The sequence below is a fragment of the Streptomyces sp. NPDC001822 genome (assembly GCF_042892135.1).
Taxonomy (GTDB): Bacteria; Actinomycetota; Actinomycetes; order Streptomycetales; family Streptomycetaceae; genus Streptomyces.
Map to the genome: position 1 here is coordinate 231,613 of NZ_JBIATW010000002.1, position 12,090 is coordinate 243,702.

The 12,090-nt window shown below is 70.7% G+C and carries 12 protein-coding genes; 9 read left to right on the top strand and 3 right to left on the bottom strand.

Going from position 1 to position 12,090, the window contains the following annotated elements; all coding sequences use genetic code 11:
• The first annotated feature begins 21 nt into the window (after positions 1 to 21).
• Both mqnC and ACFYY2_RS05360 read left to right on the top strand, forming a co-directional pair.
• Complete coding sequence (gene mqnC, locus ACFYY2_RS05355) at positions 22 to 1,221, top strand: cyclic dehypoxanthinyl futalosine synthase (protein ID WP_388737321.1); 1,200 nt, start codon at positions 22 to 24, stop codon at positions 1,219 to 1,221.
• Between the two features lie 7 nt (positions 1,222 to 1,228).
• Positions 1,229 to 1,882 carry a hypothetical protein gene (locus ACFYY2_RS05360; protein ID WP_388737323.1) on the top strand — a complete coding sequence of 218 codons (654 nt, stop codon included), beginning with the start codon at positions 1,229 to 1,231 and terminating at the stop codon, positions 1,880 to 1,882.
• A gap of 71 nt (positions 1,883 to 1,953) precedes the next feature.
• Here the strand turns inward: ACFYY2_RS05360 and ACFYY2_RS05365 are convergent, their stop codons facing one another.
• Positions 1,954 to 2,838: a DUF3152 domain-containing protein gene (locus ACFYY2_RS05365; protein ID WP_388737325.1), complete on the bottom strand. Its 885-nt coding sequence runs from the start codon at positions 2,836 to 2,838 to the stop codon at positions 1,954 to 1,956.
• 187 nt (positions 2,839 to 3,025) lie between these two features.
• On the opposite strand from ACFYY2_RS05365, the gene ACFYY2_RS05370 reads away from it, so the two are divergent.
• Positions 3,026 to 3,718 carry a demethylmenaquinone methyltransferase gene (locus ACFYY2_RS05370; protein ID WP_388737327.1) on the top strand — a complete coding sequence of 231 codons (693 nt, stop codon included), beginning with the start codon at positions 3,026 to 3,028 and terminating at the stop codon, positions 3,716 to 3,718.
• A gap of 66 nt (positions 3,719 to 3,784) precedes the next feature.
• On the opposite strand, the gene ACFYY2_RS05375 is transcribed toward ACFYY2_RS05370, so the two are convergent.
• The gene (locus tag ACFYY2_RS05375) at positions 3,785 to 4,303 is read right to left on the bottom strand and encodes a GNAT family N-acetyltransferase (protein WP_388737329.1); all 519 of its coding nucleotides are present in this window, start codon (positions 4,301 to 4,303) and stop codon (positions 3,785 to 3,787) included.
• Positions 4,304 to 4,400: 97 nt separating this feature from the next.
• Between ACFYY2_RS05375 and ACFYY2_RS05380 the strand changes: the two genes are divergently transcribed.
• Together ACFYY2_RS05380 and mptB are read left to right on the top strand one after the other, a co-directional pair.
• On the top strand, positions 4,401 to 5,684 hold the full coding sequence (locus ACFYY2_RS05380; protein WP_388737332.1) for a geranylgeranyl reductase family protein: 1,284 nt from the start codon (positions 4,401 to 4,403) through the stop codon (positions 5,682 to 5,684).
• A gap of 65 nt (positions 5,685 to 5,749) precedes the next feature.
• The gene (mptB, locus tag ACFYY2_RS05385) at positions 5,750 to 7,234 is read left to right on the top strand and encodes a polyprenol phosphomannose-dependent alpha 1,6 mannosyltransferase MptB (protein WP_388737334.1); all 1,485 of its coding nucleotides are present in this window, start codon (positions 5,750 to 5,752) and stop codon (positions 7,232 to 7,234) included.
• Between the two features lie 66 nt (positions 7,235 to 7,300).
• Here the strand turns inward: mptB and ACFYY2_RS05390 are convergent, their stop codons facing one another.
• Positions 7,301 to 8,119: a C40 family peptidase gene (locus ACFYY2_RS05390; RefSeq protein ID WP_388737335.1), complete on the bottom strand. Its 819-nt coding sequence runs from the start codon at positions 8,117 to 8,119 to the stop codon at positions 7,301 to 7,303.
• Positions 8,120 to 9,066: 947 nt separating this feature from the next.
• Between ACFYY2_RS05390 and ACFYY2_RS05395 the strand changes: the two genes are divergently transcribed.
• From ACFYY2_RS05395 to ACFYY2_RS05410, 4 genes are read left to right on the top strand one after another with little or no spacing between them, the layout of a single operon-like run.
• Positions 9,067 to 9,426, top strand: coding sequence for an NADH-quinone oxidoreductase subunit A (locus ACFYY2_RS05395; protein WP_003967084.1), 360 nt, complete (start codon positions 9,067 to 9,069; stop codon positions 9,424 to 9,426).
• A gap of 18 nt (positions 9,427 to 9,444) precedes the next feature.
• Positions 9,445 to 9,999: an NADH-quinone oxidoreductase subunit B family protein gene (locus tag ACFYY2_RS05400; protein WP_014154689.1), complete on the top strand. Its 555-nt coding sequence runs from the start codon at positions 9,445 to 9,447 to the stop codon at positions 9,997 to 9,999.
• A complete protein-coding gene (locus ACFYY2_RS05405; protein ID WP_388737339.1) occupies positions 9,996 to 10,706 on the top strand; it encodes an NADH-quinone oxidoreductase subunit C in 711 nt (236 codons plus the stop codon). Before ACFYY2_RS05400 ends, ACFYY2_RS05405 begins: the two co-directional genes overlap by 4 nt.
• On the top strand, positions 10,706 to 12,064 hold the full coding sequence (locus tag ACFYY2_RS05410) for an NADH-quinone oxidoreductase subunit D (protein WP_329039972.1): 1,359 nt from the start codon (positions 10,706 to 10,708) through the stop codon (positions 12,062 to 12,064). The genes ACFYY2_RS05405 and ACFYY2_RS05410 overlap by 1 nt, the downstream gene beginning before the upstream one ends.
• Positions 12,065 to 12,090: the final 26 nt, after the last annotated feature.

Sequence of the window (12,090 nt, forward strand, 5' to 3'; positions counted from 1 at the left end):
CCGCCGAAAGGTGACAGCCCGGTGACCGAGAAGGCCGACCTCCAGCCCATCCTCGACCGCGCCGCCGAGGGCGGGCGGATCACTCCCGAGGAGGCGCTCGACCTGTACAGGTCGGCACCGCTGCACGCCCTGGGAGCCGCGGCCGACGCCGTCCGGCGCCGCCGTTACGCCGGTACGGAGCACATCGCGACGTACATCATCGAGCGCAACATCAACTACACGAACGTGTGCGTCACGGCCTGCAAGTTCTGTGCGTTCTACGCCCCGCCCAAGGACACCGACAAGGGCTGGTCCCGCGGCCTCGACGACATCCTGCGCCGCTGCGCGGAGACCGTCGAGCTCGGCGGCACGCAGATCATGTTCCAGGGCGGCCACCACCCGGACTACGGCGTCGAGTACTACGAGGAGCACTTCTCCGCGATCAAGAAGGCCTATCCGGAGCTGGTCATCCACTCCCTCGGTGCCTCCGAGATCGAGCACATGGCCCGGATCTCCGGCGTCTCCGCCGAGGAGGCCATCAGCCGGATCCACGCCGCCGGCCTCGACTCCTTCGCGGGAGCCGGCGCCGAACTCCTGCCCGCCCGGCCGCGCACGGCGATCGCCCCGCTCAAGGAGTCCGGCGAGCGCTGGCTGGAGATCATGGAGATCGCCCACGGCCTCGGCGTCGAGTCCACCTCCACGATGCTCATGGGCACCGGCGAGACCAACGCCGAGCGCATCGAGCACCTGCGGATGATCCGCGACGTCCAGGACCGCACGGGCGGCTTCCGCGCCTTCATCCCGTACACCTACCAGCCGGAGAACAACAAGCTGAAGGGGCAGACGCAGGCCACGCTCTTCGAGTACCTGCGCATGATCGCCATCGCCCGGCTGTTCCTCGACAACGTCGCCCACATCCAGGGCTCCTGGCTGACCACGGGCAAGGAGGTCGGCCAGCTGTCCCTGCACTATGGCGCGGACGACCTCGGCTCGATCATGCTGGAGGAGAACGTCGTCTCCTCGGCCGGCGCCAAGCACCGCTCGAACCGGCTGGAGATCATCGACCTGATCCGCAAGGCGGGCCGCGTCCCCGCCCAGCGCGCCACGACGTACGAGCACCTGGTCGTCCACGACGACCCGGCGAACGACCCCGTCGACGCGCGGGTCGTCTCGCACATCTCGTCCACCGCGATCGCGGGCGGCACGGCGCACCCGGAGCTGAAGCTCCTCGACGCCAACTGACGCAGACATGCTGACCGTTCACGCCGCGCCACTGGTCCTTCCGGCCGGCGCGGCGGCCGTACCCGAGGGCGCGGTCGCCGTGGAGGGTGACCGGATCGTCGCGCTCGGGCCGTACGACGAAGTCGTCGGCGCCCACCCGGCAGCGCGCGTCCGGCAGTGGCCCGGGGTACTCACCCCGGGACTGCGGCAGTGGCACGCCGTGTGGCTCCTGACCTGCTGCTACCACCCCGATCCGCGCGAGGCGGACGAGCTCGGTGACCGGCCGCTGTGGGGCGAGCCGTTGGAACGGCTGGCCGCCGGGATGGACGCGACGCGGTGGGCGGGCAGCGTACGGCGGGGGCTGCAGCAGATGCTGCGGAACGGCACGACCCATCTCGCGGGCAGGTTCGACGACCCGGCCGTCCGTACCGCCGTCGCCCGCTCGGGTCTGACGGTGGTCTCCCCCGTCAGGGCCCCCGGCATCCTGGTGGGCGAACCGAGCCCGGACCCCTTCGCGGAGGGCTTGGACCTGCGTGGTTCGGTGCACAGCCCGCTCGTGGTCGGCGGCCGGGCCGACCTCGCGGTCTTCGACGTGCGGGACGAGGCCGAGCTGTGCGCGGCGGGCGGCGCGGCGTGCGTGGCGACGGTGCTCGGCGGACGGCTGGTGCACCGGCGGCGGTGAGGCCGCCGGTGCGCGGACCCGGGAGGCGGGTGCCGCGGCCGTCCCCGCCACCCGGGTGCGGAGGCACGGCGTCACGGTGTCCGAGGACCGCCCAGGTAGGTTCCCTTCCCGTCGTAGGGCCAGGCGTTGGACACGCACCCCTTCAGGCCCTTGATCTGCTGCATCATGGCGGGCGCCGGTCTCCCCGGCCCGGGGCAGGTCTCATGGCCGTGGCCCAGCCAGTGGCCGACCTCGTGGTTGATGATCAAGGCGCGGTACTCGGCGGGCGGCCCGTCGAACTCCGGCGAACCCAGCTGCCAGCGGCGCAGGTTGACCATGACGTTCTTGGAACCGCGGCAGTTGAGCTCGCCGTGCGTCTTCAGGCCGTAGCGGCCGCACAGCCGGTCCGTCGTCGCGGGGGTGCCGATGCGGATCACCAGCCCGGCCGAGCCGTCGGCGACCTGGCGGAAGGCGCGGGTGCCGCCCTTGTTCCAGCCGCGCGGGTGGGCGAGTATCTCCGCGACGTCGGCGGCGGCCTCGTCGGGATCGACCCCGCTGCCGTTCTCCACCTCGACGCGGTAACGGCTTCCCGGGCCCGTGGCCGTGACGCCCTCGCGGGCGACGGAGAAGGTGCCGGGGCCCGACTCCGGGACCTCCGCGGCGGCGGGCGGAGCGGTGGCCGGCGGGATGTCGGGGGCGATCCGTGCCGGGGCCTGACGTTCCACCCCGGTGGGCGCGGGCGCGGGGTCCCCCGAGCCGGCGGCGACGGCCGGCCCGGAGCTCCGCCACGGTGGTTCGACACCGAGGCAGTAGGCCGTGCCGGCCGCGAGCAGGACGAGCAGCGCGGCCGCGTGTCTTCGGCGTCTGCGGACACGCTGTCCCTGCCGGCGGAGTGCGGCCCGGCCGCGTGCCCGGGCTAAGTCCCGGCGGCGGGGTGCGGCTGCGGTGCGTATGTGGTGGGTGTCGTTGCTCTGCATGGTCCCGTGAGTATCCGTGATCTTGGTGCGGGCCGTGCCCGGGCAGCCCTCCCCATCCCTCTCCGGTCCGTAGGTGCGGCCCGGGCGGGCCGGGTGCGTGTACTGCGACACCTGTACGGAGTGCTTCCGGGCCGGAAAGGTTCACGCCGCCTCGGGACACCGTGGGCGGGGCTGCTTGAATAAGAGGGTGACCCGAGCATCCCTGGACAAGCAGCCGCACGAAGTCGCCTCGATGTTCGACGACGTGGCGGCGAACTACGACCTCACCAACGACGTGCTGTCGCTCGGACAGGCGCGCCTCTGGCGCAAGGAGGTCGCCCGGGCCGTCGACGCCCGCCCGGCCCAGAAGATCCTCGACCTGGCGGCCGGGACGGCCACCTCCTCGCAGCCCTTCGCGCAGGCCGGCGCCTACGTGGTGCCGTGCGACTTCTCGCTCGGGATGCTCCGGGTGGGCAAGCGGCGCCACCCCTGGATGCCGTTCACCGCAGGGGACGGCATGCGGCTCCCCTTCAAGGACGAGACCTTCGACGCGGTCACCATCTCCTTCGGTCTGCGCAACATCCAGGACACCGCCGCCGCGCTCGGCGAGCTGTACCGCGTGACCAGGCGAGGCGGCCGGGTGGTGATCTGCGAGTTCTCGCAGCCGACCTGGGCGCCCTTCCGGACCGTCTACACCGAGTACCTGATGCGCGCGCTCCCGCCGGTCGCGCGGGCCGTGTCGTCCAACCCCGACGCCTACGTCTACCTCGCCGAGTCGATCCGCGCCTGGCCCGACCAGGCCGGCCTCGCCGCACTGCTGCAGAAGGCCGGCTGGTCGGACGTCGCGTGGCGCAACCTCACCGGCGGCGTGGTGGCGCTGCACCGGGGCGTGCGCGACTGATCCCGGCATGCGCGCGTGACGCGCGGGGGCTCTGACCCCGGGCACGCGCGCGTCACGCGCGGGGGCTCAGAGCTCCAGCCGGAAGCAGCACACCACCTGCTCCGTCACCGGCTTGGTGTACGTCTCGGCCCGCCGCATGCCGAGGCGTTCGGCCACCGCCGCCGAGCGGGTGTTCCGCGGGTCGACCACCGCGACGACCTCCGGCACCCCCAGCGCCCTCAACCGCTCCAGCGCGGTCCGCGCGGCGGCGGTCGCGTAACCACGGCCCCACGCGGCGCGGCCCAGCCGCCAGCCGATCTCCACCTCGCCCACCGGGCCGAACGACCGGTGCGGCCACGGCTGGGCGCCGGTGAAACCGAGCACCGTCCCCGCGTCGTCCAGCACCGTCCACAGGCAGTGGCCGAGCTCGGCGTCGTGCCTGCGCTGGCGGGCGGTCAACTCCTCGTACGCGGAGTACTCCGCCCGGCTTCCGCCGAGGTACTCCATCACCTCGCGGTCGTCGAAGACGCGGTACCAGGCGTGGGCGTCCTCGTCGGTGGGGACACGCAGACGTACGGACGGTGTCGGGTCAGGTACACGAGGCATCGGGGAGCCCTTCGGGAGGTTGATCAGCAGCCACCCATAGACTGCACGCGACATGTGCCGCGCGGCACGCGAATTCGAGTCTTCGGGAGATCCGACCGTGACCGAGCCCCTCTCCGAACACAGCGCGGACGTGATTGTCGTCGGAGCGGGCCCAGCCGGCTCCACGACCGCGTACTACCTCGCCAAGGCAGGTCTCGACGTCCTCCTCCTGGAGAAGACGGCCTTCCCGCGTGAGAAGGTCTGTGGCGACGGCCTCACCCCGCGCGCGACCAAGCAGCTCGTCTCCATGGGCATCGACATCTCCGAAGAGGCCGGCTGGCTGCGCAACAAGGGCCTGCGCATCATCGGCGGCGGCGTCCGCCTCCAGCTGGACTGGCCGGACCTCGCCTCGTACCCGGACTACGGTCTCGTGCGCAAGCGCGACGACTTCGACGAGCAGTTGGCCCGGCAGGCGCAGAAGGCGGGAGCCCGGCTCCACGAGCGCTGCAACGTCGGGGAACCGATCAGGGACGAGCGCACCGGCCGCATCACCGGCGTCCACGCCAAGCTCGGCGAGGAGAAGACCCCGGTCACCTTCCACGCGCCGCTCGTCGTCGCCGCCGACGGCAACTCCACCCGGCTCTCCCTCAACATGGGGCTGCACCGCCGCGAGGACCGCCCGATGGGCGTCGCGGTCCGCACCTACTTCACCTCGCCCCGCCACGACGACGACTACCTGGAGTCCTGGCTGGAGCTGTGGGACCGCCGCGGCGCCGAGGACCGGCTGCTGCCCGGCTACGGCTGGATCTTCGGCATGGGCGACGGCACGTCCAACGTCGGCCTCGGCATCCTGAACTCCTCGTCGGCCTTCCGGGAGCTCGACTGGCGCGAGGTCCTCAAGGCCTGGTGCGCGTCCATGCCCGAGGACTGGGGCTACACCCCGGAGAACATGACGACGCCGATCCGCGGCGCCGCCCTCCCGATGGCCTTCAACCGCCAGCCGCACTACACCAAGGGCCTGCTGCTCGTCGGTGACGCGGGCGGCCTGGTCAACCCGTTCAACGGCGAGGGGATCGCCTACGCCATGGAGTCGGGCCAGCTCGCCGCGGACGTCATCGTCCAGGCGCACGCCCGTGCGACCCCGGCGCAGCGCGAACTGGCGCTGCAGCACTACCCGAAGATCCTGAAGGACACCTACGGCGGTTACTACACGCTGGGCCGCGCCTTCGTGAAGATGATCGGGAACCCGAAGGTCATGAAGATCGCGACCCAACGCGGTCTGTCCCACCCCGTCCTGATGAAGTTCACGCTGAAGATGCTCGCCAACCTCACCGATCCCACCGGCGGCGACGCCATGGACCGCATCATCAACGGCCTCTCCAAGGTGGCCCCGAAGGCCTGAGCGCCCGTGCCCGGCCGCCCCGGGCCCTGCTCCCGGGGGCATGTCCTGAGGTAGGTTCTCGGCCCATGCGGGCATTGGGGGCACGGAGCGCCGGCGGCTGCCGTCGGCTGGGCGCGGCGGGATCGGCGGCTGCCGCACTGGGGGGCTGGGCCGTCGGCACGCTGCCGGCCCACGATCCATGGGGACTGTGGGTGCCCCGGGGAACCGCCCTGACGGCGGTGGGTTTCGCGGCGGCGTACGGCGGGCTGACGCTGCTCGTCGTGGCCTGGTGGCTGTACGGGCGCACCGGGGCCTCCGTGCGCCACACTCTCGTCACCCTGGTGTGGTGGGCGGCTCCGTTCGTCCTGGCGCCCCCGCTGTACAGCGCGGACGTCTACAGCTACGTCTCGCAGGGCGTGATGGTCATGCAGGGGCACGACGTCTACAGCGTCGGGCCCTCGGTCCTGGACCCCGGCGGACCGGGCGGGGACGCCGCGGCGAGCGTCGGCGGTCACTGGACGGACACCCCGGCGCCGTACGGGCCGTTCTTCCTGCTCCTCGCGCGGGGCGTGGCCGGGGCGACCGGCGGCACGGTCGTGCCGGCCGTGCTGGGAATGCGCCTCATCGCCCTGGCGTCCCTGGTGCTGATCGTGTGGGCCCTGCGCAACCTCGCCCGGGAGCACGGCCGCCGAGAGAGCGCCGCGCTGTGGCTCGGGGCACTGAACCCGCTGCTGCTGATCCACGTGGTCGGCGGTGTCCACAACGACGGGCTGATGACCGGCCTCATGCTGGCCGGTGCGCTGCTCGCCCTGCGCGGGAGGTGGATCAGCGGCTCGGCGCTCATCGGGCTCGCGGTGATGGTCAAGTCCCCGGCGGCGGTGGCGCTGCTGTTCGTCGGCGTCGTGGTGGGCAGGGCCGCGAGCGGCTCCACCGCGCGACGGGTGGCGAAGGGGCTCCTGGCGCCGGGGCTGGTCGCCGGAGCGGTGGCCGCCGGCGCGACGGTCGTGTGCGGCACCGGTTTCGGCTGGCTCGGGACCCAGGGCGTCGCGGGGCGCATCCACACCGCGCTGTCGCTCAGCAGCGACCTGGGCCTCGGTCTGGGCGAACTCCTGCGGCTGCTGGCGGGCGTGGACCCGGATCCCGTCAGGTCCGCCGTGCAGCACGTGGGACTGCTGGTGGCTCTGGTCCTCGTCGGCCGCCTCGCGTGGCATGCCGCCACCGGCCGGACCGAACCCGTGCGCGCGCTGGGCCCCGCGCTGCTGGCGCTGGTCGCCCTCTCCCCGATGGTCCAGCCCTGGTACCTGCTGTGGGCCACGGCCGTGCTCGCCGCCACCGCGTCCGGGGGCCGCGCGCTGGACGCGGTGGCCGTGCTGTCGGCCGCGCTGGTCTACGAGACGCAGCCCTCGGGGTCGACGCCCCCGTACGGATTCGTGCTGGCCGCGCTCGCCTGCGCGGCGTGCGTGCTGCACCTGCGCCGTGAGCGTGCCGCGGTGACGGGCGGGAAGGTGCCGGGCCAGCGGCGTCCGGTGGACGGGGCGGCGGTTTCGGACTCCCGGCACGCGACACGATGACGGGCCGTCACTCCCGGTGGGGGAGCGACGGCCCGCGGTCGTGCTCGCGCGTGCGGAGCTTGTGAATCAGAGAACGCGGACGGCGCCCGACGGCGGGTCGTAGTCCAGGGACTTCTGCACGACGCCCGTGCTGGAGTTCTGCGCGCCGACGAACTGGCCGCCGCCCACGTAGATCCCGACGTGGTAGGCGCTGCCCGCGCCACCCCAGTACAGGATGTCGCCGGGCTGCAGGTTGTCGAGCGAGACCTGGGTGCCGGCCGTCGACTGGTCCTGGGAGACGCGCGGCAGGTCGACGCCCACCGTGCGGAAGGCGGCCTGGACCAGACCCGAGCAGTCCCACGAGTTGGGGCCGGTGCCGCCGGAGACGTACGCGTCGCCGACGTGGGACTGCGCGAACGCGACGACGGACGCGGCGGACCCGGTGGCGCTGGAGGAGACACGGGCGGACGAGGACGACGACGAACCCGTGGAGGCGCTGAGCGTGGTGCGCTCGGCGGTGCGGGAGGCGCGCTCGGCGGCCTCCGCCTTGGCCTCGGCGGCGGCCTTGGCCTTCTTCTCGGCCTCTGCCTTGCGTACGGCGTCGGCCTTGGCCTTCTTCGCTGTCTTGGCGGCGGCTGCCGCTGCGGCGTCCTCGGCGGCCTGCGTCTCGAGGTCGAGAGCGACGGCCTGGGTCGCCTGCGCGGACGCGGCGACGGAGGTGGAGAGCCCGGCCGTGATGGTGGGCATCTCGATGGTCCGGGTCACCGGCTCGGCCTGGGCCGGACCGGCGGCACCCGCGACCGCGATGGTGCTGAGGACGCCACCGGCAACTCCTGCCCGCAGCGCCGTCTTCGAGGCGCGCTGGCGGGGCTTCCGGTGGCTGGGTATGTGAGCGGTGTGGGACATGGGTACTAGCGCTATCAGGGCTGTAGGGGTCCCATCAAGAAACGTGTGTTGCGACACAGTTACGTTCGGAATCTGTGAATCCGCTTGGTTGGGGCCCTTATTGACGCCCTAACGGGCAAAACGGGCACTGCTGATCAGTGCCGTGATCACGGGGTTCTCTCAATACGTCCGAATTGCCCGTCACTTACCATCCGTTCACACCGATGGCCAAGCCCGCCTTTATTGGAGCTTGAATGGAGTGACGCAGGTCACATTATGAGTCTCCTGTGAGGGGCAACCACGCGTCCGCGCGTCGCGTGGAGGGATGACCCGCCCGTCAGCCGGCGCACTCGTGACCTATTGGTGAGTCATGTCCCCTTATGCTCCCGCCCGTCGGCCGCCTCTCCGCCGGCAACTCCGCCGGCAACTCCGCCGGCCTCGGGGTCGCCGTCCGCGCGTCCGCCCGCGGGGTGCCTCCCGTCGTGGCGGGGCGGGCCGGGTGATCGCTCCCTGTCGCGCACCCTCCCGCCGCGGTCGTCCGGAAGATCGTGAATGCGGGCGCAATGTCCACATCGGTACCGGCGGCCCCTCGTCCGGGTGGCCCCCTTCTGAGGGCGATTCCTATATCACCACCTCCGCACCTACCGCCAATTTGCTTGTACGGCACCTCGGTTGATAGTGCCACGCGCCCTTGACCAGCGGTAACGCCGCGAGATGTCACGTCTCGTAACCGCTCGGCCGCTTCGCGTACGAAGATCACCGCTCATCCGACTTCATGATCGTTCGTCAGGTGGTGGAGATCACAAAGACGGTGGTGTACCCCGTGTCGCAGATCACAGGACGGCAGGCATAGGATGCGGGGCAGTCGGGCTTGTGAACTGCCTCACATGTGCACGATCTTGGTGAGGCGGCGAGCCGGTCGCCCGATGCGGTCCAACGGTCAAGGACGACTGGAAGGAGCGAGGAGCGTGAATGCCTACGCGCCCATCCTCGTGCTCGGCGCCCTCGGGGCAGGGTTTGCGATCTTCTCCGTGGTCATGGCCACGCTTATCGGCCCCAAGCGGTACAACCGGGCAAAGCTCGAAGCGTACGAGTGCGGCATCGAACCCACCCCGACCCCGGCTGGAGGCGGCCGCTTCCCGATCAAGTACTACCTGACGGCGATGCTCTTCATCGTCTTCGACATCGAGATCGTCTTCCTCTATCCCTGGGCGGTCAGCTTCGACGCCCTGGGGATCTTCGGGCTCGTGGAGATGCTGCTCTTCGTGCTCACCGTCTTCGTCGCCTACGCGTATGTGTGGCGCCGGGGCGGCCTGGAATGGGACTGAGGGGCTGAGGAGCACACCATGGGACTCGAAGAGAAGCTGCCCAGCGGCTTCGTGCTGACCACTGTCGAACAGGCCGCCGGCTGGGTGCGCAAGTCATCCGTCTTCCCGGCCACCTTCGGCCTCGCCTGCTGCGCCATCGAGATGATGACGACCGGCGCGGGGCGGTACGACCTGGCCCGTTTCGGGATGGAGGTCTTCCGCGGATCACCGCGGCAGGCGGACCTGATGATCGTCGCCGGACGGGTCAGCCAGAAGATGGCGCCCGTCCTGCGGCAGGTCTACGACCAGATGCCGAGCCCCAAGTGGGTCATCTCCATGGGGGTTTGCGCGTCATCGGGTGGAATGTTCAATAATTACGCCATTGTTCAGGGTGTTGATCATATTGTCCCGGTCGATATCTATCTGCCGGGATGCCCGCCGCGTCCCGAGATGCTGATCGACGCCATCCTCAAGCTCCACCAGAAGATCCAGGGCTCCAAGCTCGGGGTCAACGCGGAGGAGGCCGCCCGCGAGGCGGAGGAAGCGGCGCTCAAGGCACTCCCCCTGATCGAGATGAAGGGGCTGCTCCGGTGAGCGACGAGAAGAACGGTGCACCGCTGCCCACACCGCGCGACGACTCCGGTGAGGTCATCGGCGTACGCAAGGGCATGTTCGGCGCGAACAACGGCGGCGACACCTCCGGCTACGGGGGCCTCGTCCGCTCGGTGACCATGCCGGGCGCCGCCTCGCGGCCGTACGGCGGCTGGTTCGACGAGGTGGCCGACGAGCTGGAGGGCGCGCTGGAGGAGCAGGACCTGCTCCCCTCCGAGGCGATCGGGAAGACCGTCGTCGACCGGGGCGAACTCACCTTCCACATCGAGCGCGAGCACCTGGTCCGGGTCGCCCGCACCCTGCGCGACGACCCCGCCCTGCGCTTCGAGCTCTGCACGGGCGTCAGCGGCGTCCACTACCTCGGGGACAAGGGCCGCGAACTGCACGCGGTGTACCACCTGCGTTCACTCACCCACGGGCGGCTGATCCGCCTGGAGGTGTCCGCGCCGGACAGCGACCCGCACATCCCGTCGCTCGTCGGGGTCTACCCGACCAACGACTGGCACGAGCGCGAGACCTACGACTTCTTCGGGCTGATCTTCGACGGGCACCCCGCCCTGACCCGGATCATGATGCCGGACGACTGGCAGGGCTTCCCGCAGCGCAAGGACTACCCCCTCGGCGGCATCGCCGTCGAGTACAAGGGCGCCCAGATCCCGGCTCCGGACCAGCGGAGGTCGTACAGCTGATGAGCACTCCCCATTCCCACGCGACGCCCGGCGTGTCCGGGACACCGCTCTCCGACGCCCGCGCCACGACCGAGGGGACTGTATATACGGTCACCGGCGGCGACTGGGACGAGGTCGTCGAGTCCGCGGCGAAGTCGGACGACGAACGCATCATCGTGAACATGGGTCCCCAGCACCCCTCCACGCACGGAGTGCTGCGGCTGATCCTGGAGATCGACGGCGAGACCGTCACCGAGGCCCGCTGCGGCATCGGCTACCTCCACACCGGCATCGAGAAGAACCTCGAATTCCGGAACTGGACGCAGGGCACGACCTTCGTGACCCGCATGGACTACCTCACCCCGTTCTTCAACGAGGCGGCCTACTGCCTCGGGGTCGAGAAGCTCCTCGGCATCGAGGACCAGATCCCCGACCGGGCCACCGTCCTGCGGGTGCTCCTGATGGAGCTCAACCGGATCTCCTCCCACCTGGTGTGCATCGCCACCGGCGGCATGGAGCTCGGCGCCACGACGATCATGATCTACGGCTTCCGCGACCGTGAACTCGTGCTCGACCTCTTCGAGCTGATCACCGGCCTGCGGATGAACCACGCGTTCATCCGGCCCGGCGGCCTCGCCCAGGACCTTCCCATGGGCGCGATCGACCGGCTCCGCGAGTTCGTGAAGACCATGAAGAAGAACCTGCCGGAGTACGACAAGCTCGCGACCGGCAACCCGATCTTCAAGGCGCGTATGCAGGACGTCGGATACCTCGACCTGACCGGCTGCATGGCGCTCGGCGCCACCGGCCCGATCCTCAGGTCCGCCGGACTCCCGCACGACCTGCGCAAGACCGATCCGTACTGCGGCTACGAGACCTACGACTTCGACGTGCCGACCGCGGACACCTGCGACTCCTACGGCCGCTTCCTCATCCGGCTGGAGGAGATGCGGCAGTCGCTCAGGATCGTCGAGCAGTGCCTGGACCGGCTGGAGCCGGGCCCGGTCATGGTCGCCGACAAGAAGATCGCCTGGCCCGCCCAGCTCGCGCTCGGACCCGACGGCCTCGGCAACTCGCTCGACCACATCAAGAAGATCATGGGCACCTCCATGGAGGCCCTGATCCACCACTTCAAGCTGGTGACCGAGGGCTTCCGGGTCCCGGCCGGGCAGGCGTACACCGCCGTCGAGTCCCCCAAGGGCGAACTCGGCGTGCACGTCGTCTCGGACGGCGGCACGCGCCCCTTCCGGGTCCACTACCGCGACCCGTCCTTCACCAACCTCCAGGCCATGGCGGCGATGTGCGAGGGCGGCCAGGTCGCCGACGTCATCGTCGCCGTCGCGTCCATCGACCCCGTGATGGGAGGCGTCGACCGGTGACCGCGTCCAACCGAGAAGTCAGCCTG